Origin of the sequence: Tunturibacter gelidoferens (genome assembly GCF_040358255.1) — a bacterium.
GTDB lineage: Bacteria > Acidobacteriota > Terriglobia > Terriglobales > Acidobacteriaceae > Edaphobacter > Edaphobacter gelidiferens.
Genome location: NZ_CP132938.1, coordinates 4,451,468 through 4,476,982, shown reverse-complemented (window position 1 = coordinate 4,476,982; position 25,515 = coordinate 4,451,468). Strand labels below are relative to the sequence as shown.

Genomic DNA, 25,515 nt, shown 5'->3' with positions numbered 1-25,515 from the left:
GACAGCAAATACTGGGGAGCACCACTAATCAGAGGTTCCTTAGAGCGGATTTGATGTTGGTGTGGAGGAAGGCAACCGCAGATTCCCTTCGGGAATGACAAACAAAATGCCAAGAGGCGGCTCTACACAACTGCGGCGTTGCTCTAGTGTTGTGCGAGGACGCGACGGTTGGACTCGGATTGGATTTTGTCGAGGTCGTGGTGGAGGAGTTGATTGTGCTCTACCATGAGCTCGCCGCCGACGTAGACGCTGTCGATGTCGCGCTCTGAGGCGATGAGGACGAGGTTTGCGTAGGGGTCTTCGAGCGAGACGCCGAGACGCTTCGGGTTGATGAGGAGGAAGTCGGCGAACTTGCCGGGTTCGAGTGAGCCGAGTTTGTCTTTAATATTGAGGACGTCGGCGGAGCCCATCGTGTGCAGCCAGAGGACCTGATAGGGACTCATGACGGAGGCGTCTTCGTACTTGTCGTGGATTGCGTAGAGGCCGGTGCGCATGTTTTCAAAGGGGTCGGCGAGGTCGGCGCTGGCTTCGCCGTCGACGCCCATGCCGACGCGGATGCCCATCTTGAGGTACTTCGGTATGTCGGCTACGCCTGAGGCGAGGCGGCCGTTGGAGAGCGGGTTCCAGGACATGGAGGCGCCGGCTTTGGCGGTCTCTTGGAGGATGAATTCGTCGGAGTGGATGAAGTGTCCGAAGATGAGCTGGTTGTTGAGCAGGCCGCTGTCCATCATCCAACGAAACTTGGAGCGCTGTTCGCCTTGGTCGTCGGGCGCTTCGATGTAGTGGGTCTGATTGCCGAGGTGGAACTCCTTCATCATGGCAGCTTCCATCATTGCCTGCTGGTAGGTGTTGTTGAATGCGGTCATGCCGCTGATCATGACGCTGAGGAAGTGCGGATTGGCTGGCTGGGCGGAGGTCCAGTCGAGGAAAGTCTTGAGGCGTGCGCGTGCCTGATCGATGGTGATTGAGGGAGACATACGGTCGGGTCCGTAACTATGCACGAAGCGGATGCCGGACTCTGATGCACCGCGGAACTGGGCTTCTTCGAACTGATTGTTTAGCTCTGCGGTTTTGGCTCGGCCGCCGTAGGTGAAGTTGTAGGCGGTGGTGATGCCGTGCTCAAGGTGGTCGAGCGAGCCGAGGAGAGCGAACCAGTACATGTCCTCGGGCGACGCTTTGGCAGCGTGGATTCCGTAGAGATCGTCGATCCAGCCGGGGAGAGTTTTGTCGGCTGCAAGGCCGCGGTAGGCAGCTTGCCAAAGGTGGCTGTGCGCGGAGATGAAGCCGGGGATCATGAGGTCGCCGTGGGCGTCGATGACTTTGTCGGCGTGGAGGGTGGCGGGCGGGTCTCCGGCAGCGACGGCGAGGATGGTGCCGTCTGATGCGATGGAGAGATAGCCGTTGATAGGCTCGCGCTGGTTGGCGGCCATGGTCATGATGCGCGCGTTACGGATGATGAGTTTGGGGTTCGCGGCGAACGCGGCAGAGGTAAGGATCGCGAGGAGGATGGCCGTCCGGCGAAGGAGGACTGGAAGATGACGGGGCATGGTTGTGTTTAGCGCGGATGGATTGTCAAGTCAATTGGAAAGTGTGCGATGCGGGAAATGGCAGATGTTCTTGGTGTGGGGTGAATGTGCGGAGAAGGCAGGTTGGCTGGGACCTCCGGCTACTGGTTGTGGGCTGCTTCGCCGGATGCCGCGTCGCAACACGCCGGATGCCCGATTGCAAAACATAGATGCGGGCACCCGGGTGTAGTTTTGAGTGCTGCTTGACGAGGTTTGTGTCAGGCTGACTTTTTGTGTTTTGGGTTGGCGGTGTGTGGTTTTTTACCGAGATCGTGCCAGTCAGTTTCGGGCATTTCTACACCGTAGTGTTTGGCTGCAGCTTTGATATTGGCAAAGGCCTGTTCGCGTTCGTGATCGGTGACATCCTTCACCTGGTCGAAGCGGGCGATGGCGTTGCGGACGTGGGAGGCGTTACTAAGAGGCTCTTTGCGCTTCTCAGGAAAGGCGTAGACAGAGGCCGGAAGGTCGTTACGCTCTTTGGCGTCGAGAGCGTTGTTGTCTTCGTGGTGTTTCCAGGTTGCTTTCATATTCCCTCCATGTGTACTCCAGCTTGCCGCTGGTCGGGTTGCGTACGGAGGTTGGATGTGGCGCGGTGGCTGCGGCGTTGTGAGGATGGGCGCGATCTGGCTGATTTCACGGTATGCTGCTGGAACTATGAAAAAACTTCTTTGTGGACTAGTGTGCGGGTTGGTTGCGGGTTTTGCGGCGTTGGCGATTTGCTTGGCGCAGGATGCAGGGCCAGCTAAGCATGTGGTGGTGCTGCATGCGGCGCGGATGCTGGATGTAGCTGCCGGGAAGTTGGTGGCTCCGGGTGAGGTGCTGGTGGAGGGAGAGAGGATTGTTGCGGTGGGTCCGCACGTGGAGCGACCTGCCGGCGCAGAGGTGATCGATCTGGGGGATGCGACGCTGATGCCGGGGTTGATCGATGCGCATGTGCATCTGTTTCTGCATCCGGGGGCGGAGGATTTGCAGACAGTGCAGGAGAGTGTGCCGGAGCGGACATTGATTGCGGCGGGGGCGGCGAAGGCGGATTTGATGGCGGGATTTACGGCGGAGCGCGATATGGGTACCGAGGGTGCGGGTTGCGCGGATGTCGCGGTGCGGAATGCGATCAACTCCGGGTTGATACCGGGGCCGCGGATGCGGATGAGTTGCAATGCGATCGATCTGACCGGCGGGCACGAGGACGCGATTGGGTATAACCCGGCGCAGAGGGTGCTTTCAAATGCGGACTACGCGGATTCGAGTGACGAGATCGTGAAGGTGATGCGGGAGCAGAGGAAGGGCGGCGCGGACTTTACGAAGGTGTATGAGACGGGGAAGGATGGGGTGCGGGAGGGTGAGTTTGTGACGCCGTATCAGTACACGGAGGCGGAGCTGGCAGCGGCGGTGAAGGAGGCTGAAAGGACGGGTGGTGGGGTGGGTTCGGGGCGGGGGGTGGCGGTGCATGCGACAGGGGAGCCGGGGACGGGATTTGCGGTGGCGGCAGGGGTGGCTTCGGTCGATCATGCGTATCAGTTGAGCGATTCGACTATGAGGGCGATGAAGGAGAAGCAGATTTATGCTGTGCCGACGTTTGCGATCAGCGAGTATTTCGCAGACCACGCTGTGAGCAAGCCTGCAGAGGCGAGGGAGAGGCAGTTGATTGCGTATCATGCGGCAGAGTTCAAGAAGCAGATGGCGGCGGGGGTGCCGATGGCGGTGGGGAGCGATGTGGGGCCGTTTCCGCACGGGACACAGGCGCGTGAGTTGGAGTTAATGGTGGAGTTTGGGATGAAGCCGGCGGCGGTGTTGCAGGCGGACCTGCTGAATGGAGCGAAGCTGCTAGGTTGGGCTGAGAAGATTGGGGAGTTGAAGGCTGGGTACTATGCGGATGTGATCGCAGTGCCGGGAGATCCGTTGGTGGATATCTCGGCGACTATGAAGGTGTTGTTTGTGATGAAGAATGGGGTGGTCTACAAGCGGCCTTGAGGTGCGGCCTGAAGGGTTGCTCTCAGGCTGACCATTGCTCGTCGGCAGAGGGGCCGTAGAGTGCGGGGACGGGGATGTCGTTGAGGCGGAGATACACTCCAACCTGGGCGGTATGGTGGATGAGATGGTCGAAGCACATCTCGCGGAAGGATTGGGAGCGCGGTTTGTGGGAGATGACTTGTTCGCCGTAAGAAAACTTCCACAAAGTGGAGAGACGCTCGTCGCTGGCGGAGGCTAAGGAAGCACGGCATTTGGCGGAGCATTCCTCAAGCTGCTTCAACGCGTTTTCGCGAGTGGTGAACTCGAGAGCCATGTGTGGGCGTTTGGAGGTGGCCATATCCATGCCGTCGTCTTCCAGGATGTAGTAACCGAACATAGGAAGAGTGGCGCAGTGCATGGCGAGCCTGCCGAGAGGCATTGATTTGTCGTGACACTTCCAGTTGTTTTTGTTCTCGGGGACGCGCTCGAGGGTGCGGCGGGTGTTGGAGATTTCGGTGTCGAAGTCCTGGAGGAGAATTTCAGCGATCGTCATGTCGGCTCCGTCTATACGGACAGAAGGATATACGAAGCGGGAAGAGGGAAAGATGAAAAGTAAATGCGAAATACAGGGATCCTTCGGCTGCGCAGGTCACGATGAGACTGTGACCTGCGCAGCTCAGGATGACGTGCTGGGTGGTTGCTATCGGGTGTGGTTGCCGTGGTAGTGGCCGGTGACGTTGTGATACGCGGGGGGGCCTTTGTTATAGACCGGTGATGTTGAAGCCGCAGTCGACGAAGGTGATTTCGCCGGTGATGCCGCTGGCGAGGGGGCTCGAGAGGAAGAGAGCAGTGTTGCCAACCTCTAAGGCATCGACGTTGCGATGGAGTGGGGCGCGCTGTTCGACGGCGGTGAGGATGCTGGTGAAGTCGCTGATACCGCGGGCGGCGAGGGTTTTGATGGGCCCGGCGGAGATCGCGTTGACGCGAATCTTTTTAGCTCCGAGGTCGGAGGCGAGGTAGCGGACGGCGGCTTCGAGTCCGGCTTTAGCTACGCCCATGATGTTGTAGTTGGGGAAGACTTTTTCTGCGCCGTAGTAGGTGAGGGTGAGGATGGAGCTTCCTTCGGCCATGAGAGGCTCTGCGGCGCGAGCGAGGGCGATGAGGGAGTAGACGCTGATGTCGTGCGCGATGCGGAAGTCTTCGCGGGCGGTGTTGAGAACGTTGTTCTTGATGTTCGGGGCAAAGCCGATGGAGTGGACGAGGATGTCGATCTTGCCGTAGGCGGATTTGAGCTGGTCGATGACGCCGTCAATGTCGGCGTCGATGGAGACGTCGCAGCGGAAGGTCTTTGTTCCGGGGAGATCGGCGGCGAGCTCTTCGGCTTCGCGCTGGAGGCGTTCGTTCTGGTAGCAGATGGCGAGGGTGGCGCCGGCTTCAAAGAGCTTCTGGGCGATGCCCCAGGCGATGCTGCGTTTGTTGGCGAGGCCGAAGACGACGGCTACTTTGCCTTTGAGGTCAATCATGATGCGCGGTGATCCTTTCGAGATGGCTTGGCGGCTGAGGCGCGGCCCAACAGAAAGGATAGCAGGGTGAGGGCGGTACGAGAGCGCGGCGGATTCTTCTATAGTGGAGGCGTTGTTCGAGGAGGATATTTTGATGTCGGAGTTTTCGCGCAGACGGTTTTTACAGACGGGGAGTGGGTTGGCTATGGCGGCGGCTCTGCCGGGAGCGGTGGTGCTTGGGCAGGAGCAGGCGCAGCCGGTGGCGAGTGGGGACCGGGTAAGATTCGCGAGCATCGGCGTGGGGATTCAAGGGTCTTCGCTGTTGAGGGCTGCGGTGACACTGCCGCAGGCGCAGTGTGTGGCGGCGTGCGATCTGTATGACGGGCGGCACACATTGGCGAAGGAGATTGCGGGCGCGAATATCAAGACGACGCGGCGGTATCAGGACATTTTGGAGGACAAGGATATCGAAGCGGTGATTGTTGCGGTGCCAGATCACTGGCATAAGCAGATCACGGTGGATGCGATTCGCGCGGGGAAGGATGTGCATTGCGAGAAGCCGATGTCGCACACGATCGCTGAGGGGGAAGAGATGGTGGCGGCGGTGAAGGGGAGCAACAACTTTGTGCAGGTGGGTTCGCAGCGGGTGAGTTCGAAGGTATTTGGGAAGGCGAAGGAGTTGTACGACTCGGGCGCGATTGGCGAGGTGCATCAGGTTGAGCTACAGCTGGGGAGAAACTCGCCGGGTGGAGCGTGGGTGTATCCGCCGCCGTTGGATCTTTCGCCGGAGACGCTGGACTGGGCGACGTGGCAGGGGAGTGCGCCGAAGAAGGCGTTCGATCCGATTGCGTTTGCGCGGTGGCGTGCGTTTCACGAGTACGGCACTGGGATGGCGGGTGACCTGATGGTGCATCTGCTGAGCGGGATGCAATTTGTAACTGGGATCAATGCAATTCCGGACAGGGCTTATTCGATTGGGGGGATCTATCGCTGGAAGGATGGGCGGAATATGCCGGACCTGATGGTGACGGAGTTTGAATATAGCGGTGTGCCGGTGACGGTGCGATTGACACTGGGGACGGATACGCCGGAGGTGACGCGGGTGATGGGGCCGAAGGGTGTGATCGAGATTTCGAATACCAATACGGTCACGTTGATTCCTCAGCTGGGAGTGGATCGGTCGCCGGCTTATGGGATCAATGGGTTTCCGGCGGCGATGCATGCGCAGTATGAGAAGCAGTGGCATGCGGAGCACGATGCGTTTCTGGCGGAGCATCCGTTGGATGACACGATGGCTTGGAAGGGACCGTCGTGGGATGAGCTGCGGCCGCACCTGGCTACGTTCTTCGATGCGGTGCGGTCGCGGAAGCCGGTGGCGGAGGACGTGGTGTTTGGATACCATGCGGCGGCGGCTTGCCATATGGCGAATGCTTCCTACTTCGAGAAGAAGGTGATCTTGAAGAAGGGATAGCTCAGCGGAGTCGCTGGATACGCCTCAGGACTAGATTGCGCTAATGAGACCAGTAGCTCGCTCGTCGCGAAAGGAGTTCGCCACCTTCGGACTCTTTCGGGCCTTTGTTTTCGCTTTGCGCAACGAGCTTCAGGCCCCGAGCAGTGATCGTTCCAGTGAAGACTCCATCGCAACTTTTGTCCCGACTGTGTACCGTGAACTGGATCTGACGGCCATTCAATGACACCGGGACGAAGACTGGATCGCTTGGTGCGCCTTCGGAGCACTGAAAGATTGCATAGGCCGTTTTGTGCTGAGGAATGATCGTTATCTCGGTACCGACTACGTCGCCGGTTTGATCAATATAGTGCAGGTTGCTAAATGTTCCGAAGGCTGGACCATGACGCAGCGCTGGTGTTGACTGCGCTTGCATGGAGCCTACGAGAACCGCGAATAGAGCAAGCGATGATCTTTGCACGAAGACGCGCACAATTCCTCCTGTATTCAATTGCGGGCTACGTGATTGGGGTTACGCGATTGTGAGCCAGTCATATTGGGCGTCGGTGAGGGGGACGACGGATAGGCGGAACTGGCGGAAGAGGATGGAGTCTTTGAAGACGGCGGCGGTGCGGATCTCGTCGAGGGGCTTCTCGGTCTTGAGGCGCTTGACGGGCTTGATGCGTACCTGCGGGTTTTTGGGGTCGGTGGCGTCTACCGAGACTACTTTTGCGGTGCCAACGGCCGCTTTGCCGATGTTGGAGTGATAGATGACGAGTTTTTCTCCGGGCTTCATGCCACGAAGGTTGAGGAGGGCCTGGGGGTTGGAGATGCCGTCCCAGGTGGTCTCGCCATCGCGCTCGAGGTCTTCGAAGGAGTATTTGGTGGGTTCGGTTTTGAGCAGGTAAGGCATCTGGTTGGCTCCGTTTCGTGGGTCGAGGTACCTCCCCCTTCCCCTTGTTTTTGTGTCAAAGTCTTCGAAAGAGAAGACTTAAGTCTGGACTTCGATGGTGTCTGAAATCTGCGTTGGTCGGTCTAACCCGACCGGGCAGCTTTACCAATTGATCAGGAAAAGCGAGATGATACCGATACCCGCGAGAACCATTTCAACAATTCCGATCCCCTAAGCAACGCGATGTACCTCGGAGTTGCAAACATCTTCCGTCCAAGGCGGTGGTTTATAGAAGCAAAAAACTCAGGATACCGGTAGAACGCAAACCCCCACCCTCCGACCCATAAAGCTCCAAGAACGGTGAAGACAATTCGGTTCTGCGGACTCATCAGGACAGCCTATCAAATATTTCAGACACACTTGGACTTCGATGGTTCGTTCCACCTTGGGGTGGGGTTGAAAGGGTCGGGCGGCTAGGGTTGGACGGAGTTCGTCGGGATCCTTCGCTGCGCTCAGGATGACAGCAAAAGCTTAAAGGCAATGCGGATAGTTTGCCGCAAACTTAGGCTTGGGGCGCTAGCCGCCGAGATCTACTAGATTGACTTCGGTGACGGGCTGGCCAAGGAAGTTGGAGCCCAGGCGCTGGAATTTTTCTATGGAGTCGGTGGCGTAGAAGGTGCAGGTGGGCTTGGCGGTGGGGGTGAGGTTGGGGAAGTGCTGGGCTACGAGGGTCGCGGTGGCTCGGGCGGTGGCTTCGGCGGAGTCGATGATGGTGAGGGTATGGCCGATGGAGTCGAGGGTGCGGTGGATGGCCGGCTCGATGAGTGGGTAGTGGGTGCAGCCGAGGAGGAGGGTCTGCGTGGCGGGTGCGGCGGCAAGGGCTTCGGTTAGGTAGATTTTTAGAACTTCGTCGGTGACGGGGTGGTTGGTCCAGCCCTCTTCGACGAGGGGGACGAGGAGGGGGCAGGCTTTTTCGCAGGCTTCGAGGCCGAGGGCGTTGAGGGCGCGGGTGTAGGCGTGGGACTGGACTGTGGCTTGGGTGGCGAGGACGAGGACGTGGTTGGGGCTGTCGGGGAAGCTGGAGGTTGCGAGGGCCGCCTGGGCTCCGGGTTCGACTACGCCGATGACGGGGATGGGCAGGGCTTGCTGGATATCTGGCAGGGCGAGGGCAGTGGCGGTGTTGCAGGCGATAACGAGGAGGTCGGCTCCTTGTGCGTGGAGGAACTTTGCGCTGGAGACGGCGTAGCGAGCGACGGTTTCGCGGGACTTGGAGCCGTAGGGGAGACGTGCGGTGTCGCCTAGGAAGAGGTAGTGGGCGTGTGGGATGAGCGGGAGGAGCGCGCGGAGGACGGTGAGGCCGCCGAAGCCTGAGTCGAAGACGCCGATGGTGAGGGATTTTGCGGTGTTTGGATTGGCTGCGGGGCTTTCGGTCATGGTTGTTTTATTGCTGAAGCTGCTTTCTTTTTTGTTGAGGGCTGTTTCTCTTGCTCAGGGCTGGTTCTTTCTGCTGAAGCTCTTGTTATTGTTGAACATTCTTTTTTGGCGGAAAGGTTCGGAAGGTTGTGAAGGGCCGGAGACCTTCGGGGTCCTTCGCTGCGCTCAGGATGACGGCAGAACGTGGAACGGCAAGAACAATAGTCGAGGCGACGAATGAACTATTTATGCTCTTTCTTTTATAGCTGAGGAGCTTCGGTGGGTGGGGCTGGGTGAGAGGTGGTGTCGACTGCGGGGTAGGTGCGGAGCAGGTCGGCATGGCCGGCGAGGGTGTCGTGAGGCTGGCCGTCTACGAGGAAACGGACGCCGGTGACCTGCGGGAGGGCGGCGTGGAGGGTGCCGATGATCGATTGCACGGTGAGCCCTTCGACCTGGATGCCTGAGGGGTGGTTGTCTACGAAGGAGCCGCGGAGATTGACGATCGCCAACTGGGCGCTCTGTGACGAGCCGGTGTGATACCTGTCGGGAGTGTTCGTCGCGGGGGTGAGGAGGAAGACGTCATCGACCGCGGGACCGCTTTGGAGTGGGTGGGCGGAGGTGGGGAGGGCGTAGGCTGCGAGGAGATGCTCGAGGAGGGTGCGGGCGCGGAGGGTCGGGGCCTGAGGGAGGGCGACGGATTCGGTGGTTGGGGTGATGGAGGCTTCGGTGTCGTTGGCCAGGTAGAGGGTGACGTCTTCGGTGCTGGTGGCGGTGGGTGCGGCGATGGGAGTGGCGTCGTTGAGTGCGGCGAGACGTTTGTGAGCCTGCTGGCAGCCGCGGAGAAGGAAGGCGGACATGAGGAAGATGCCCGCGATGAGGCTCCAGAAGAGGATGCGCTGGTAGCGGGGGATCATCGGGCGGCTCCGGCGGCGGGGTTTTGGTTTCTGCGCCAGTTGGCGAGGCCGGTGGCGATGGCCTGGGCGATCTGCTGCTGGTAGTTGGCGTCGCTGACGGGGGTGGCCTCACCGTCGGCGGGGACGAGGGGGGCGATCTCGATGGCGACGGCGGGGCAGGTGAGGTTGTCGAGAGGGCGGAGGGAGGAGCGCGTGAGGAGGACGGGGAGCCTGGAGTGGAGGAGGGCGAGGCCGAGGGAGTTGGCGAGGGCGAGGCTCTGGGGGATGGAGGCGGATTGGGCGGTGTCCCAGGGGATCGCGTGGTGGGTGTCGGTGTCGTCGTCGTCGGGTGGGGGAACGTCGGAGGTGATGATGTGGATGCCGTTGCCGCTGGCGGTGGCGTGGAGGACGAGGCAGGCGGTGGGGTGGGAGTGGTTGGCGATCTCGGCGCGCTGGTCGGTGGTGAAGGGGACAGAGGGGTCGGAGTCGCGGGTGGCGATGACCGAGAAACCGCTGGTGGAGAGGAGAGCGCGGAGGCGAGCGGCGAAGGTGAGGGTGAGGGATTTTTCGGGGAGGCTGTCGGAGAGTCTGGCGCCGGAGTCCGCGCCGCCGTGGGCGGGGTCGAGGAAGATAGTGGTGCGGGGGATGGGCTGCTGGGCTTGAGCGGTGATGGGGGCGAGGCTCGTCAGGAGGACGAGGAAGAGGCGCGGGGCGAATTGTTTGCAGGGATGAGTCAAGAGAGTGTCTGGATGATTGTAAAGGGTGGGGTGGAGTGGGGAGAGAAAAGCGAAATACGGGGTCTTGACGGATACCGCAGCATGAATCGGTTCGCTGCAATTGAAAGCTGTAGCCACAATCCACTGCGCAGCTCACGATGAGACTGTGAGCTGCTTCGGTCGAGATGACAGTTTTAGAATTGGCGAAACTCCAAACAGCAGATTCTTCGCTTCGCTGCGGAAATGACAGCAAAAGGACAAGCAACAACAAAGCAATGGCACTGGCGAAAGCTGTGGCTAACAATGCGGGCAGGCTTTCTGCTTTGTCAGGCGTTTTAGTCGAGGGCGTAGATGGCTAGGCCGCTTAGGAGTTTTGGGTAGAAGTCGGTGGATTTCTGGGGCATGACGTCGCCGGAGAGGGAGATGTCGCGGAGCTGGTCGAGGGTGATGGGTTTGATGAGGAAGGCGATGTCTGCTTCGCCGCTGGCGACGAGCGCGGTGGCTTCGGAGGCCTCGCGGATGTAGCGGACGTTGCCGAGGCGGGTGATGGTCTCCTGATCGAGGCCGAGGAGCTTGTCGAGGATGATGCTGTGGAGCTGCACGACATCGAGCTGGGCCTGGCGGGGGGAGATGCCTTTGAGGGCCGCTGCGATGATGTCGGGCTTTGGGGTGAGGAGGTAGTTGCCGTCGCCGGTGGCGGCGAGGAAGGCGGTGCCGGGAGTGGCGTTGAGGTCGGCGAGGTCGGGGGTGGCGAGTTCTTTGACGTTGAAGAAGGCGCTGGCTTTGGTGACGAAGTCGGGTGAGCTGAAATTGGGCAGACCGTGGACGACGCGGTGGGTGGGGAGGATGGTAATGCCGGGCGCGTCCATATTGACGAAGGTCATCATCATGGCGGCTTCGGGGAAGGCGGGGGTGGGCAGGGTGGAGCGGGTGTCGCCGTCCGCGATGACCGATGGGGAGCCGTCTTCGTCGCCGGGGATGGGCTGCTTGAAGGGGAGCTTGAGTTGGGCTGAGCGCTCCTTGGCGTAGGCGACGGAGGTCTCGTAGCGGTGATGGCCGTCGGCGATGATGAGTTTTTTGTCGGCCATGGCGGTGAGGAGGAGATTGATGATGTTGGGGTCGGTGATCTTCCAGAGGCGGTGGACGACGTTGTACTCGTCGGTGATGGCGAGGTCGGCTGGGGCGGTGTCCGGTCCGATCATGCCGCTGAAGTTTTTGCCGGGGCCGTTGGCGCCGAAGATGAGCTTTTCGGCGGTGAATGCAGGGTCGGAGTAGAGCATGTAGATCTGCTCGCAGTAGGCGCGGGTGGCCTTGAAGAGGGCGAGGCGGTCGGACTTGTGCTTGGGGAAGGTCTGCTCGTGGCGGTAGACGACCTTGTCGGCGTAGTCGTAGAGGTGGCCGAGGGCGATGAAGCCGCGGCGTTCGCGGGTCTCGTTGGTGCCGGGCACTTCGTAGGTCTGGGAGTAGCCGTAGACGGCGGGCTCGGACTCTTCTGCGAGGACGCGATCGCGGCGCCACTCGCGGATGGTCTCGGCGGCGCGGGTATAGACGTTGTGCGCCTTCTCGCCAGCGGGGAGGAAGTCCTGGGCTTCGGTGTCGCCTGGTTCGTGTTTGCCGAGGATGACGCGGATGAGGTTGTAGGGGCTGGCTTCGTAGTAGCGCTGCTGCATGGCCGGGGAGATCTTGTCGTAGGGCTGGGTGACGACGTCTTCCATGTTGACGCGAGCGGGGTCGTAACGGAGGGCGCGGAAGGGGTAAAGACGGGCCATGCTTTGAGGTTGCTCCAGAGTTGGAATATGAGGTGATTGTACGGGTTGGGGTGTGAAGAGAGGGTAAGAAGGGGGTGACGAATCCGAAAGCGCACCTAGAACGTTGACGAGACAGCGTTAGCGACGCTCTGTAACGATCTGTAGCGAAATGATGACAAAAGGGGTTGACACGGGGTCTATTATCTTCAGAACGCAGCATCTGGTGGACTTGGCGGGCTGTGGGTCTGGTGATTAGTGGAGATGGTGTGGAGGAACTCCACGGATGGTACGACGGCCAAGTGGTCGCGAGGATGGCATAGGTGCCGAGATGGAGATCAACATACGGGACAAGGTAGTTGTCGGAGTCGACAGGCGGAGAGATTGGGTGGCAGGTCGCCAGAGAGGGCGTCGGGCTGTGTGGGGGCTCGTGGTGCTGCTGTGCCTGGGGTTGTGGGGTGCAGCGGGAAGTGAAGTCTGTCGCGGGCAGGAGCAGGAGAATCCGCTGGATGTGGTACATACGCCGGCGCCACCGGCTCCTCCGAAGACGCCTGAGGAGAAGAAGCCGGTGATTGAGGGTGCGGCGAACGCGGCTGCGCTGGCAACCTCGAGACGGGATGCGCGGATTCGTGTGGATGTGAACCTGGTGTTGATTCCAGCGACTGTTACTGACTCGATGAACCGGCTAGTCACGGGATTGGAGCGGGAGAACTTCGAGGTCTTCGACAACAATGTGGGGCAGGTGATTAAGAGCTTTTCGACGCAGGATGCGCCGGTAACGATCGGAATCATCTTCGACCTGAGCGGGAGCATGTCGTCGAAGTTTGTGCGGGCTCGGAAGGCGCTCAGTGAGTTTTTGAGGACGTCGAATCCGCAGGACGAATTTTTCGTGGTGGGGTTCAATGATCGGCCAGCGGTGATTGTGGACTATACGTCGGATGTCGACGATGTAGAGGCGCGGATGGTGATGTTGAAGCCCGAGAACCGGACAGCGCTGATCGATGCGATCTATCTGGGTGTGGATAAGCTGAAGCAGGCGAAGTATGAACGGAAGGCGTTGCTGATTATCTCGGACGGCGGGGATAATCGAAGCCGATATACGGAGGGCGAGCTGCGGCGAGTGGTTCGAGAGAGCGATGTACAGATTTACTCGATCGGGATCTTCGACCAGTATGCGCCGACGACCGAGGAGCAGCTAGGACCTATTCTGCTGACGGATATCTGCGACATGACCGGAGGACGGATGTTCCGAGTGTCGGAGTTGGGGGATCTGGGCGATATTGCTTCGCGGATTAGCGCGGAGCTAAGGAATGAATATGTGATCGGGTACAGGCCTTCGGAGGTGAAGCAGGATGGGAACTGGCGTAAATTGAAGATACGACTCGTTCCGCCGCCAGGGCTTCCGAACCTGACGGTACATAATCGCCAGGGATACTATGCACCTTCGCAGTAAGAGCTTTTGGCCAGGGATGGCCGCAGGATGGTTGATGCTGATGGCTGGTGGGGTGGGCGGTTGGGCCCAGCGGCCGGCATCTCCGCAGACACCCGCGAAACAACAACCCGTTTCACAACAGCCTTCGCTGACCGTCGATCGCGATCCGGTGGCTTCGCCTGACCCTGATACGCCGGCGCGGAGTCAGACAACCGCGCCGCAGGGTGTGGGGAGTAGCGGTACGATTGCGCGGGAGAACGGCAAGTATACATTGCGGCAGGATGCTTACGAGGTCCGCCTGAATGCGACGGTGCTGGATGGGAGCGGGCGGTCGATTCAGACGCTGGATAAAGATGCATTTCATATTTATGAAGATGGAGTTCCGCAGACGATCAACTCGTTTCGGCACGAGGATCTGCCGGTGTCGCTGGGGCTGCTGATCGACAGCTCTGGGTCGATGTACGACAAGCGAGTGGCGGTGGACAAGGCGTCGCTCGATTTTGTGAAGCTGTCGAATCCCGAGGATGAAGAGTTTCTGGTGGACTTCTCATGGGAGGCGTTCATCGATCAGGACTTTACGAACAATATCGACAAGTTGCAACAGGGGCTGGGATACATCAAATCGAGCGGTGGAACAGCAATCTACGATGCGCTGGTGGCCTCAGCCGATTATCTGGCGAAGAACGCGAAGCATCCGAAGCAGGTTCTGTTGGTGATTACGGACGGCGAAGATAATGCTTCGAGTGCAACACTGGAGCAGACGATTCGAAGGATTCAGGATCTCGATGGTCCGGTGATTTACTGTGTAGGCTTGCTGTTTGGTGAGGATACGGATAAGCGCGAGTCGCGGCATGCGCGCAGGGTGCTGGAGACGCTGGCGGAACAGACCGGCGGTGCGGCTTACTTTCCGAAGTCGGTGAAGGAGGTCGATACGATCGCCGCGGAGGTGGCGCAGGATATTCGCACGCAGTACACGATCTCCTATCACTCGACGAAGTCGCCGACGTTGGGTGGTTATCGCGAGGTGCATGTGGAGGCTAAGTCGAAGAACTTCGGGCGGCTTTCGGTGCGGACGCGGACTGGGTACTATCCGAGGGTGGTGGCGGATGCGAGCAAAGGTGGCGGCGCTGGCTTTAGTGACCCAGAAAAGAAGAACTGAGGCGTAGGATCGCTGATGGAGTTAAAGGCGATTGCCTCAGGATACCTCCGTCTGTTAGTACGATTGAACCTGACGGTCGATTTTGTGTGTGAAGGATTGGATTGATGAAGGTTGTTGAGAGCATTTTGGAGTTAGTTGGGCAGACGCCAATGGTGCGTCTCCGCCGGCTTGAATTGAGAAGTGGTAGTGAGAACTGCGCAGAGATCTGGGCAAAGCTGGAGTTCTTGAATCCGGGTGGAAGTATTAAAGACAGGGCTGCGCTCGGGATTGTGCTGGATGCTGAGCGGCGGGGCGTGCTGCAGCCTGGCGGCACGATTGTGGAGGCGACGGCTGGGAATACTGGTGTTGGGCTGGCGCTGATCGGAGTCAATCGCGGGTACAAGGTGATGCTGTATGTGCCGGAGCAGTTTGCCGAGGAGAAGTGCAAGCTGATGCGCGGACTCGGAGCGACAGTGGTTCGGACTCCTGAACCCGAGGGCATGGCGGGGGCTATTCGGAGGGCCCTGCAGTTCGAGAAAGAGACGCCGGGGGCGTTCGCTGCGCTGCAGTTTGAGAACCCAGCGAACCCTGACTTTCATGAGGAGACGACGGCGGCTGAGATCTGGGAGCAGATGGAAGGCCGCGTGGACGCGTGGGTCTCAGGGGTCGGTTCAGCGGGAACGTTTACCGGAGTGGCCCGGTTTTTCAAGAAGAAGCGGGCTGAGATTCTGACCGTTGCCGTCGAACCGCAGGGGAGTGTTCTGGAGGGCGGCGAGCCGGGACCGCATAAGGTGGAAGGAATTGGGGTTTCGTTTATTCCTGCGACGTTTGACCGCTCTGTGTGTGATCGCGTGATGATGGTGATGGACGAGCCAGCGTTGGAGATGGTGAAGCGGCTTGCTGCGGAAGAGGGTGTGTTCGCGGGGTCCAGCGCGGGGGCGATGTTGTGCGCGGCGGTTGACGTGGCGCGGGAGCTGGGAGCGGGGAAGAGAGTGGTGACGGTGATTCCGGATTCGGCGGAGCGGTATCTGTCGAAGGAATTGCTGAATTAATTTTTGATTGCAAAATAGATTGTGTTTATTGAGGTTACAAATAATGGAAGCGACGAAGAAACCTGGGTTTGCAACACGGGCGATTCATGATGGGCAGGCTCCTGACCAGTCGACGGGCGCGGTGAATGTACCGATTTATCTGACCTCGACGTATCAGCAGGAGGAGATCGGGAAGAACAAGGGGCATGAGTACGCTCGGCTGACGAATCCGACGCGGGATGCGTTGGAGGAGAGCCTGTGCTCTCTCGAAGGCGGGACGAGCGCTCATGTGTTCGGCAGCGGGATGGCGGCGATCACGGCGCTGTGCACGATGATGAAGTCGGGTGACCATGTGGTCTGCTCGGATAATGTGTACGGCGGGACCGGGCGGCTGTTTGACAAAGTACTGACGAACTATGGGTTGACGTTTACCTATGTCGATACGAGCGTGGCCGAGAATGTCGCTGCTGCGATTACTCCGGCGACGAAGTTGGTGCACATCGAGACGCCGACGAATCCGATGATGTCGCTGACGGATATTGGCGCAGTGGCGAGGATCTGCCATGCGAAGGGTGTGGAGTTGAGTGTTGACAACACGTTCCTGTCGCCCTATCTGCAGCAGCCGATCGCACTGGGCGCCGATATCGTGATGCATTCGACGACGAAGTTTTTGAATGGCCACTCGGATGGGTTGGGCGGCGTTCTGATCTGCACCAAACCGGAGCATGCGGAGACATTTCGGTTTGTGCAGAAGTGTACAGGCGGGATCTTGTCGCCGTTTGAGAGTTATCTACTACTGCGCGGAGTGAAGACGCTGGCGGTGCGGATGAAGCAGCATGATGCTAATGGCCGCGTGGTTGCTGACTTTTTGAAGGGTCATGCAAAGGTTCAGCAAGTGTTTTATCCTGGGTTGGTTGAGCATCCGCAGCACGAACTGGCGAAGCGGCAGCAGCACGGGTTTGGGTCGATGATCTCGATGGAACTGGGGTCGCTGGAGAAGGCAAACAAGTTTGCAAAGGCGCTTCGGCTTGGACTGCTGGCGGAATCATTGGGTGGGGTGGAGACGTTGATATGTCATCCGGCGACGATGACGCATGCCGCGGTGGGAGCGGAGGGTCGCGCGCGTCTGGGAATTACCGACGGATTGATGCGGGTTTCGGTGGGGATTGAAGATGTGGAGGATATCGTCGCGGATTTGGGGCAGGCTCTGGATAAGATCTGAAGACTGTGCCCTGCCGGACGGGCCTCCTGCGCGGAGGGCGGTCACTTTGTGACTTGTATACCTTGTTGTGGCGAGTGAAAGGCTAGGTCCTCCCGTTGTTCGGAAGGGAAGATGACGCGACCAACGGGAGGCCCGATGCAGCGGACCTCGCACTTACATTGGTATACGTGTCACCCGTGCCAGAGTATGCATGAATGTGATACATGTATTAGCGCAGGTTATGAAGCCTTGGAGGATGCATGTTTGGGTTGACCGATGAGCAGAAGCAGTTGCAAAGCGCAGTAAGAGCGTTTGCCGAGGGCGAGATTGCGCCACATGTCTCGGAGTGGGATGAAAAGAGCGAGTTTCCTCACGATGTGGTGAAGAAGCTTGGGGAGATGGGTTTGCTGGGGGTGATCTTTCCCGAGTCGCTGGGCGGAGCGGGTATGGGTTACGTGGAGTATGTGCTTGCGATTGAGGAGCTTTCGCGCGTGGATGGGAGTGTAGGAATCATCGTTGCGGCGCATAACTCGCTGTGTACGAATCACATCATGCTTGGTGGGAACGATGAGCAGAGGAAGCGGTGGATTCCAAAGCTGGCGAGTGGCCAGTGGCTGGGTGCGTGGGGGTTGACGGAGCCGGGTTCGGGCTCGGATGCCGGCGGGGCCCGCACCACGGCGGTAAAGCAGGGAGATAAGTGGGTGCTGAATGGGAGCAAGACGTTCATCACTAATGGGAGTTATGCGAACTGCGCGGTGGTGCTCGCGGTGACGGATAAGGAGAAGGGAACTCGCGGCGGGATCTCGGCGTTTGTCGTGGAGCGCGGAACGAAGGGGTTTCGGTCGGGTCGGAAGGAGAACAAGCTGGGGCTGCGGGCGAGCGACACGGCGGAGTTGATCTTCGAGGACTGTGAGGTTCCATCGGAGAATCTGGTTGGGAAAGAGGGAGACGGGTTTAAAGATGCTATGCGGGTGCTCGATGGAGGGAGAATTTCGATCGCGGCGCTGAGTCTGGGGATGGCGCGTGGGGCGCTCGATGCGGCGATGAAGTATGCGCAGGAGAGACGGCAGTTCGGAAAGGCCATTAGCGAGTTTCAGGCGATTCAATTCAAACTCGCGGACATGGCGACGCAGCTCGATGCGGCGTGGCTGTTGACGATGCGTGCAGCACAGATGAAGGATGCGGGCAAGAAGGTAACGCTAGAGTCGGCGATGGCGAAGCTGTATGCGAGCGAGGCGGCGTGCAGGATCTGCGACGAGGGCGTGCAGATTCATGGGGGGTATGGGTTCATCAAGGATTATCCGGCAGAGAAGTTTTACCGGGATGTAAGGCTCTGCCCGATTGGTGAGGGAACGAGCGAGATTCAGCGGATGGTGATAGCGCGAGAGCTGCTGGGGAAGAGCCCGAGCCGTGGCTAGTGCAGTTTTTTTATTGGGTCAGATCTGAAGTCTTAGCTTCCACCTGGTGAGTAGAGCAGAGAGGGCCAGAATCAATGCTGTGAAGATCAGGCATCTCAGCACGCCCGGGATGCCTGAGTTAGCGTGTTCCGTGAAGTATGTGAAGCCACACGCAGAGGCAATGAAAAAATAAAAGTCTGGGAGGAGGTAGGTGAGAAGGGTATTCTCGCCTGCTGGACGTGTAAATGCGGCCCAGCGAACGGCTCGCCTGACATCGCAGATCCAATAAAGCAGCGTGAATAACAGTACGCTGCAGCCGATGCTGTAGAGACACCAGGTTGGGGTGGCGCGAATCTTTGAGATGCCTAATGGAGTAAGGAGCCATCCGCATAAGAGCGTGATGCTGGCGAATGAGATGGCCGCGATAGATTTTTGTCGAGGCGTTTTCCATCGGAGGTCGCGGTTGTTCACAAAGATGCCCGAAGTGACAACTCCGGCCAAAGCGATCGAAGCCATGGCCCCGTTGCCGAAGGGCCATAGGTAGAGCGGAATGCCGTGTAGAAATAAAATCCATTTTGCCGTTGATGCAATGCAGAGGACAGTCATGACGACGAACCACACGAGGGGCGCCCAGCGCCATTGTCGAGTTGCGATGTATAGGATTGAGACTGCGAGATACGTGTATCCGAGCAATCCCAGGATCTCTGGATAAGATGTGCTGATCCACGCTGCGCGTCCGTCAGGCGTCGCTCTGCGGAAGATGGCGAACATCACTACCATCAATGCCAGACCGGAAAATCGCAGGATTCGAAATATGGTTTGGTGGCGTTCGGAGCGGCTGTACACGTTCCAATAAAGTACGGCGCCGATAAGAGCGAAGATGGTCCAGAGCGCCGAATTGATCCCCATCAACGAATGGCTTCCGAGTTCAGCGTTGGCAAGAATAAGTCCGAGAACGACCAACGCGATGGTTCGTAGAATCACGTGGAGCCAGAGAGCGGGCATGGAGGGGTTTTTGCGGAGACGATGTTCCAGGGCGATGGGAACGGTCATACCGAGGATGAATAGGAAAGCCGGGAACACCATATCGACGTAGGTCATGGCATCGACTTTTGCTGGGGCGTGATAGTTCCACCAGGGAAGATCTTTGACTGCGGCTAATTCGTTGACGAAGATCATGAGAGTCATCGTGAGTCCGCGAAAGATATCGATGGATGCGACGCGATTGGCGCGAGTCGAACTGGTTATGCGCGTCAGGGGAAGTTCAATCGTCGAATTCATTTGGACTCCGTTGCCGTCGTGGGGTGACGCTGCAGACCGATATTGATCGAATCAAGGAGGGTATTGGCCGAGTCACCGGAGTACTCCCAGAACATGACGCCGGCTAGCTTGTGATCAATCACATACTCGCACTTCTTCTTTAGTGACTCGGGGTCCTCAAACGATATGAAGGTTTGGTTGTCCCGATTGTAGAGGTAGGGAGCAGAAGCCTGCGCATCCCAATAGCGAATGTAACCGTCAGCCTGCAGGCTGGTTAAAGAGTTGTACGGGAGGTAGGTGTTGGGTGCTTCCTTGCCGGGCTGAAAAAGTCCGTGGGTTTGATCGGGGACCTGGCTCCAGCTTTTTCCATAGAAGGGCACGCCGAGCACTAATTTTTTCGCTGGCACGCCAGCACTCTCATATTCGTGAATAGTACGGTCGGCGGAGATCTTCTTCGGATCGGCCGGATTGGTGAAGAGGGGCGCGTGGTGTCCGGTGGTTTTATCCCAACTTGGAACGTAGTAGTCGTAGGACATCAGGTTGACGGTGTCCACGTATTTTTGCACTCTAGCCATCTCGGTGTGTTCCAGGAATTCAGTTGAAGCGCCGGTTGCGATAGAGATTAGGAGGCGCCGATGAAGACTCTTCTTTTCGTGATCGAATCGCGATCTCAGCTCTTTGAGTAGAAGAGTGTAGTTCTGCTTGTCTTCCGGACGATAGCGATGGCTATCCCCAGACATTCCGGGGTACTCCCAATCGATATCAAGACCATCCAACTGGTATTTTTCTACAAATTTGACCGCGCTATCGATGAAGATCTTTCTGCTTTGTTCTGTTAGGGCCATATCGGAGAAGTCACCCGACCATGTCCAGCCGCCGATTGAAACCAACACAGTGAGAGATGGGTTGTCGTGTTTTAGAGCATTGAGGGCAGCAAAATTTTCAGCATCGTGCGCGAAGCCTTCTACAATTTGACCGTTTTGTAGATTGGCAAAGGCGTAGTTGATCCGCGTCAACTTTTCTGCTGATATTTCTCCGGGTGCGATGATCCTGTCTTTTGGAAAAATGTATGCAATGATCTGTTTTTTGGACAAGTCAGACGTGTCGGCGTGCAAGCAGGGTGAGAGGAACATAGTTAGAACAAGAATAGCCAGTGACGAAGGAGCAACACGAACTCTGAAATGATTTGAAGAGGAGCACCTACAGTTCATGGAATTCCTACTCTAGCCACGTCAACTATTTTGCGACTTTCTCTGTGGCCGAACGTCCGGGCAATAATTTCATTCTCGATGAAGAAAGAAAGAGGACGGCGAAGGTTCTTCGCCGTCCCGGAGGCTTCGTATTTATGGGTTAGAAGACAAATTTCAGTGCCAGTTGGATGTTGCGAGGTTCGTTGACTGTATTGCTGATCTGACCGAAGTTGTTTCCAGGGCTGGCGTTGTTGCTCGGCGGAGCCAAACTGACCATGTTGAAGGCGTTCAGGAAGTCGCTGCGGAACTCAACGTGACTCCCTTCTGTGATCGCGAAGTCCTTGGACAGGGCGAGGTCGATCTGCTGATAGCCAGGATCACGTTCTGAACCCACCGAGGAGTTTCCAAAGCTCGAGGCGCTCTGCTCTTGGTAGGCACAGGTTCCATTGTCGAAGTCACTTGCGCAGGTCTGAGCTGAAGGATCGGTGCCAAAATAGTTGGTTTCTGTACGACCCCTTACATGGAGAGAACGGAGGTGGTTGGCACGAGCTGCTCTGGCATTCACCGAGTTCGAATAGAAGGCATTTGAAGCTACGGTGATGGGGAAGCCGGTGTGGAAGCTCATGATGGAACCCACTTTCCAACCTCCAACCACCTCATCCGCAATGCGATTCATGCCACCACCGAACTGACGCCCGCGGCCGAAAGGCAACTCGTAGTAGCCAGAGATGGAGACGTTGTGCTTAGCATCGAAGTACGTCGGACCATAATCCGCGCCACCGTTATATGCATCCTGCCAGTACGCACTTTGTGAGTCGCCCGCACCGCCGCTTGCACCATAGTAGCCCAGGTTATTGCTGAGGCCCTTGCTGTAGGTCCAGTTGGCCAGGAACTCGAGGCCGTGGTCGAGGCGACGCCGTCCGGTTACCTGCAGCGAGCTGTAGTTCATGACGGCTTCCGACTCGGTGTAGCTGATGTTCGCAATCTGGTTTAGGGCTGGGTTGAGAACAGATAGAGTCGTGATAGGAAGGGCGCAGGTGAGGCAGGCGCGCTGGTTTCCTTCACGCGGGTCTACCAGGTGAGTTCCATTCTGTCCCAGGTAAGCGACCGTCACGGAGGTGAAGTTGTCTACTTGATATTCGGTAGTAAGGTTGTACTGCTGAATCAAGGCAGGCTTCAGATTTGGCTGCCATGCGCGTACGTTACCCGCATAGACAGACGGGTCGGAGGGACGATAGAAGCCGTTGGTGATGCTCAGGAAGGGAGCTCCGTTGGCGCAGGGCAATTTGTTGGTGCAGGATGCGTCGACAAAGAACGGCGGGTTGAGCGTGAGCCGCAGATTGGCTCCCGTGCCCTCCAAGAAGTTGGTAATGCCGTAACCGCCGCGAAGCACAAACTTGTCATGGAAGGATTCCGGCGACCACGCGAAGCCCAACCTCGGCATAAAGCCCGCATGATAAGCATTGTAGAGAGCACGCGGAGCACCGTTCACACCTGCGTTGGTGATCACGCCGGTGGTAAGGTTGATATTCGCCTGCTTGTTATTGACCTCTATATAGGGCTGATCGTACTCCCAGCGCAGGCCGAGATTGATCGTCAGGTTGGAGGTCAGTTTGAAGTCATCCTGCGCGAAGACGGCGGGACGATACTGGCGTTGTCCCCAGCGGCCGGTTAGAGCGCCCTGACCTTCGGAGGTTACGTTGTCGCTCAAGAAGTCACCAACTTTGCCATTGAATCCGAACCAACCTAGTGATCCATCGTTGCCCGAGTAGTAGCGATTCTCCTGGTAGCGAAGCACCTGAGCACCGAACTTCAGTGTCTGTTTGCCGTGTTGCCAGGTGAGATTATCTCCGTAGGTATAAGCGTTCACGATGCTGTCGCTATTGATACCGCCGTAGGACCCATTGCCATCCTGAGCCTGCGGAGCGCCGATGTCATCCACTGTGCCAGAGTTAGCGCCATTGCCGATGACGAGGGTGCTGAAGCCGGGAACGAGTTGGGTTCCAGGTATGCCAAGTTTGGCGTTGCCAGTGAGGCCCCAATTGCCGGAGACGTCGGTTGGAGTTTGAATGTAGCGAGTGCGGCCATAGCCAGCACGCGCTTCATTGACGATGCTGGGAGAGATTTCGTGGGTCCAGTTGACAATGAATCCGGTGTAGGGGTCGTTGTTATTCGTTGGAATGTCGGTCGGTAGAGCGACCTTCGAGAAGCCGTCGTTCTCGCGGCCGATAGAGAAGCGACCAGAGATCGTGTCCCGGTTAGTCGCTCGCCAATCGATCTTGAAATCGCCCTGGTTGTTGACTGTGGCCTGGCCCGATGCCCCGACGAAGTTTACGGACGTGTTCGTCACGGTATTGGGCTCTGGATAAAGCTCTGGGTGGGCGAAGAGATAGATTGCTGCGGGATTCGTGATGCCGGGCAACGTGCGATCTGCTGCAGAGACGACCGTTCGGTTTTCGACGGTGGAGTTATGCTGGCGAGCTCCCTGGTAATCCACAAAAAAGAAGAGCTTGTCTTTGAAGATGGGACCGCCGAGTGTGCCGCCGAAGATGGCGCGGTTGAATGGAGCACGTGGTGCGCCGGTCAGCTTTGCAGCCCATGTATTTGCGTTCAAATTCTGGTTTTCACCGAAGAAGAAAGCGTTGCCATGGAATCGATTGGTCCCGCTTTTAGTGACCATGACTATCTGACCGCCGTTTGCGTTGCCGTACTCAGCGGTAGAATTGCCGGTGATGATGCGGACTTCGCCGAGTGCGTCGACGTTGGGGCTGTAGCCGATGTAGTTATCGATCGCCTCGTTGATATCGGCTCCGTCGAGAGTGTAGTTGTTGCTCTGCTCGCGGTTTCCGTTGACGTTGAACCCGCCGTTATATTGACCGCGGCCCACGTTATCGAGCGCCTGGGGGTTTGGAGTGATGGCCCCGGCGACTAACAGAGTGAGCGTGGAGAAGTTGCGGCTCTGCAACGGCAGCTCCGTGGCGGCGGCTGCAGTAATCGTGTCGCCGGTCGTTGCGTTTTCTGTGTTAAGAATGGGCGCCGTGTCAGTGACGACGACATTGCTATTTGTTCCGCCGACCTTCAAGGCTACGTTTACTTTCGCTTCCTGATCGACTTCAAGCGAAAAAGCGTTGGTGCTTTGAGGAGCGAAACTACTGGATTCTACGGTGATCTTGTATTGTCCAATCTGCAAAAAATGGAGAGAGTAGATGCCACTCGGATTGGTCACAGTCGGAGTGGCTACACCTGTTAGGACGTTGGTAGCGGTTACCTTAGCGCCCGCCACGACAGCACCGGTTGGATCGGTCACGATACCGGTAATAGAGCCGGTAATGGTCTGCGTGAACGCTGGCAGACAAGTCGCGATGACCAGCGCTAACGCTGATAGACAACGGAATCCGAACTTTAGTCCTTTGTGCATTGCGTTCCTCCAAAGTAAATTTTCGAGCGAATTGCTTGTGCCTATGCGAGGTTTCGCGGTTGGCTTGTTCTGGCCCATCATCCTTGCTGCAACAGATCGTGTGCATTTCATTGGGTGGGACTTGAAAGCGTCAGACTTCGTGAATAGTCCGTAGGTCGAAATGAAAGGTTGCCGCGTTCATCGAAGCTTGTGATCTCTTCTGAGTGCGGATACTACATCTCCCGGAAAAGCAGGGAGCTCAATTTCTGATGTGACCAAAAGAAGGCAAAATTTGTTCAAAAATTGAAATGTGCGGATGACAGATCGTATAGACAACTGTACTGAAGTGCAAGAGATTTTTTTTGAGCACCGTCTCGGAGGGACGAAAGGAGCTCCGAGCACATGGAACGTTTCCTGGATTGCGAAGCTCTGAATCCGGGCGGCAGGGGACACTGTCCGACTAGACCGAGCAGTTTTTTAGCAACACTCGGGTAAACGGCGGCTGCTCAATTAGATTTGATCCGAGCAGGAACGGTATTCCGGTGTAGGTCAAAGCCTCCTTACTCGATCGTGGTCGTCGGAACGCGGATGGACGCGCGGTATCGGTGGCCGCAATAACGAGAACACGCGACTTCAATTGGTATCTCTGCCGTCGTCATGATGACTCGGGAGATCGACAGCATGATCGCGTTCTTCGGGATGGAAAGCAACTCCGACTCTTCGCGGGTTGCCGGCGAGGCTTCGAGTACTTCATCGGCCCAGGCAGCGCGAACGCCGTATTTGTCACGAAGCACCTTGTAAAGCGACTCTGACGAGAAATCGGTTCGTTCGAGTCCGGGATAGTGTTTCAAAGGAATGTGCGATTCTTCGAGCGCCATCGGAGTTCCATCCGCAATTCGCAGGCGACGAAGTTGCAGGACTGCCGAACCTTCTTCCACTCGAAGCTGTTCCGTGAGAACACCTTTAGCTGGCAGAACGGTTTGCGCGAGGAGCCGTGAACTTGGCATCATCCCGCGTCGTTTCATGTCCTCGGTGAATCCCCTGAGGTGCATGATGTTCTTCTCCAGCTTGGGCCGGGTGACATAAGTGCCTCGTCCTTTTTGGCTGAGCGCGTAACCCCGACTCTTCAGGTTATGCAGGGCTTGCCGGGCAGTCATTCGGCTGACCTGATAAGAACGCGCCAGCTCAAACTCCGAGGGAAGGCAATCGCCAACCGCCAATTCGCCAGCCTGAATCTTTTCGATCAAAGCCTGTTGAATCTGGTAGTACAACGGAATGAACCCGTTTTTATCTAACGACAGCGAATAAGAAAAGGATTGGGCATCGGGTTTTTCCACGCGGTCTCC

At 57.8% G+C, this 25,515-nt stretch carries 21 protein-coding genes; 7 read left to right on the top strand and 14 right to left on the bottom strand.

The features are described 5' to 3' along the window. Positions 1–143 precede the first annotated feature (143 nt). Both RBB81_RS19335 and RBB81_RS19330 read right to left on the bottom strand, forming a co-directional pair. Positions 144–1,547 (bottom strand): amidohydrolase family protein, encoded by a 1,404-nt coding sequence (locus RBB81_RS19335; RefSeq protein WP_353071764.1) that lies wholly within the window; start codon positions 1,545–1,547, stop codon positions 144–146. A gap of 236 nt (positions 1,548–1,783) precedes the next feature. After that, on the bottom strand, positions 1,784–2,092 hold the full coding sequence (locus RBB81_RS19330; protein WP_179584749.1) for a DUF6582 domain-containing protein: 309 nt from the start codon (positions 2,090–2,092) through the stop codon (positions 1,784–1,786). 127 nt (positions 2,093–2,219) lie between these two features. Between RBB81_RS19330 and RBB81_RS19325 the strand changes: the two genes are divergently transcribed. Continuing rightward, complete coding sequence (locus RBB81_RS19325; RefSeq protein ID WP_353071763.1) at positions 2,220–3,536, top strand: metal-dependent hydrolase family protein; 1,317 nt, start codon at positions 2,220–2,222, stop codon at positions 3,534–3,536. 22 nt (positions 3,537–3,558) lie between these two features. Here RBB81_RS19325 and RBB81_RS19320 read toward each other — a convergent pair whose 3' ends face one another. Both RBB81_RS19320 and RBB81_RS19315 read right to left on the bottom strand, forming a co-directional pair. Further along, positions 3,559–4,068, bottom strand: a complete 510-nt coding sequence (locus tag RBB81_RS19320; RefSeq protein WP_179584745.1) for a DinB family protein — start codon at positions 4,066–4,068, stop codon at positions 3,559–3,561. Positions 4,069–4,276: 208 nt separating this feature from the next. Further along, entirely contained in the window at positions 4,277–5,038 is a 762-nt protein-coding gene (locus tag RBB81_RS19315) for an enoyl-ACP reductase FabI (protein WP_179584743.1), read from the bottom strand. Positions 5,039–5,171: 133 nt separating this feature from the next. Here RBB81_RS19315 and RBB81_RS19310 point away from each other — a divergent pair, with 133 nt between their 5' ends. Beyond that, positions 5,172–6,488 carry a Gfo/Idh/MocA family protein gene (locus RBB81_RS19310; RefSeq protein ID WP_353071762.1) on the top strand — a complete coding sequence of 439 codons (1,317 nt, stop codon included), beginning with the start codon at positions 5,172–5,174 and terminating at the stop codon, positions 6,486–6,488. Positions 6,489–6,528: 40 nt separating this feature from the next. Here RBB81_RS19310 and RBB81_RS19305 read toward each other — a convergent pair whose 3' ends face one another. The 6 genes from RBB81_RS19305 to RBB81_RS19280 all read right to left on the bottom strand — a co-directional run bounded on the left by RBB81_RS19305 (position 6,529) and on the right by RBB81_RS19280 (position 12,147). Continuing rightward, positions 6,529–6,957, bottom strand: a complete 429-nt coding sequence (locus RBB81_RS19305; protein WP_221272737.1) for a hypothetical protein — start codon at positions 6,955–6,957, stop codon at positions 6,529–6,531. A gap of 39 nt (positions 6,958–6,996) precedes the next feature. Further along, positions 6,997–7,377, bottom strand: a complete 381-nt coding sequence (locus tag RBB81_RS19300; RefSeq protein ID WP_183787776.1) for an EVE domain-containing protein — start codon at positions 7,375–7,377, stop codon at positions 6,997–6,999. A 555-nt stretch (positions 7,378–7,932) separates the two neighbouring features. Next, a complete protein-coding gene (murI, locus tag RBB81_RS19295; protein ID WP_353071761.1) occupies positions 7,933–8,790 on the bottom strand; it encodes a glutamate racemase in 858 nt (285 codons plus the stop codon). A gap of 239 nt (positions 8,791–9,029) precedes the next feature. Then, positions 9,030–9,683: a GerMN domain-containing protein gene (locus RBB81_RS19290; RefSeq protein WP_183787778.1), complete on the bottom strand. Its 654-nt coding sequence runs from the start codon at positions 9,681–9,683 to the stop codon at positions 9,030–9,032. Further along, entirely contained in the window at positions 9,680–10,516 is an 837-nt protein-coding gene (locus tag RBB81_RS19285; RefSeq protein ID WP_353071760.1) for an N-acetylmuramoyl-L-alanine amidase family protein, read from the bottom strand. The genes RBB81_RS19290 and RBB81_RS19285 overlap by 4 nt, the downstream gene beginning before the upstream one ends. A gap of 197 nt (positions 10,517–10,713) precedes the next feature. Beyond that, a complete protein-coding gene (locus RBB81_RS19280; protein ID WP_353071759.1) occupies positions 10,714–12,147 on the bottom strand; it encodes a DUF1015 domain-containing protein in 1,434 nt (477 codons plus the stop codon). 262 nt (positions 12,148–12,409) lie between these two features. Here RBB81_RS19280 and RBB81_RS19275 point away from each other — a divergent pair, with 262 nt between their 5' ends. The 5 genes from RBB81_RS19275 (at position 12,410) to RBB81_RS19255 (ending at position 18,343) form a co-directional block, all read left to right on the top strand. Beyond that, positions 12,410–13,576, top strand: a complete 1,167-nt coding sequence (locus RBB81_RS19275; RefSeq protein ID WP_353071758.1) for a VWA domain-containing protein — start codon at positions 12,410–12,412, stop codon at positions 13,574–13,576. Further along, positions 13,560–14,714: a VWA domain-containing protein gene (locus RBB81_RS19270; protein ID WP_353071757.1), complete on the top strand. Its 1,155-nt coding sequence runs from the start codon at positions 13,560–13,562 to the stop codon at positions 14,712–14,714. The genes RBB81_RS19275 and RBB81_RS19270 overlap by 17 nt, the downstream gene beginning before the upstream one ends. Positions 14,715–14,818: 104 nt before the next feature. Then, a complete protein-coding gene (gene cysK / locus RBB81_RS19265; protein ID WP_179584726.1) occupies positions 14,819–15,745 on the top strand; it encodes a cysteine synthase A in 927 nt (308 codons plus the stop codon). 43 nt (positions 15,746–15,788) lie between these two features. Continuing rightward, positions 15,789–16,946, top strand: a complete 1,158-nt coding sequence (locus RBB81_RS19260) for a trans-sulfuration enzyme family protein (protein WP_353071756.1) — start codon at positions 15,789–15,791, stop codon at positions 16,944–16,946. Positions 16,947–17,185: 239 nt separating this feature from the next. Continuing rightward, positions 17,186–18,343 (top strand): acyl-CoA dehydrogenase, encoded by a 1,158-nt coding sequence (locus tag RBB81_RS19255; protein WP_183787783.1) that lies wholly within the window; start codon positions 17,186–17,188, stop codon positions 18,341–18,343. Positions 18,344–18,361: 18 nt separating this feature from the next. Here the strand turns inward: RBB81_RS19255 and RBB81_RS19250 are convergent, their stop codons facing one another. The 4 genes from RBB81_RS19250 to RBB81_RS19235 form a co-directional block, all read right to left on the bottom strand. Then, a complete protein-coding gene (locus tag RBB81_RS19250; RefSeq protein ID WP_353071755.1) occupies positions 18,362–19,603 on the bottom strand; it encodes a DUF5009 domain-containing protein in 1,242 nt (413 codons plus the stop codon). Beyond that, positions 19,600–20,676 carry a glycoside hydrolase family 18 protein gene (locus RBB81_RS19245; protein WP_353071754.1) on the bottom strand — a complete coding sequence of 359 codons (1,077 nt, stop codon included), beginning with the start codon at positions 20,674–20,676 and terminating at the stop codon, positions 19,600–19,602. The genes RBB81_RS19250 and RBB81_RS19245 overlap by 4 nt, the downstream gene beginning before the upstream one ends. A 256-nt stretch (positions 20,677–20,932) precedes the next feature. Further along, positions 20,933–24,190, bottom strand: a complete 3,258-nt coding sequence (locus tag RBB81_RS19240) for a TonB-dependent receptor (RefSeq protein WP_353071753.1) — start codon at positions 24,188–24,190, stop codon at positions 20,933–20,935. 539 nt (positions 24,191–24,729) lie between these two features. Then, positions 24,730–25,506 (bottom strand): GntR family transcriptional regulator, encoded by a 777-nt coding sequence (locus RBB81_RS19235; protein ID WP_353071752.1) that lies wholly within the window; start codon positions 25,504–25,506, stop codon positions 24,730–24,732. Between the last annotated feature and the right edge of the window lie 9 nt (positions 25,507–25,515).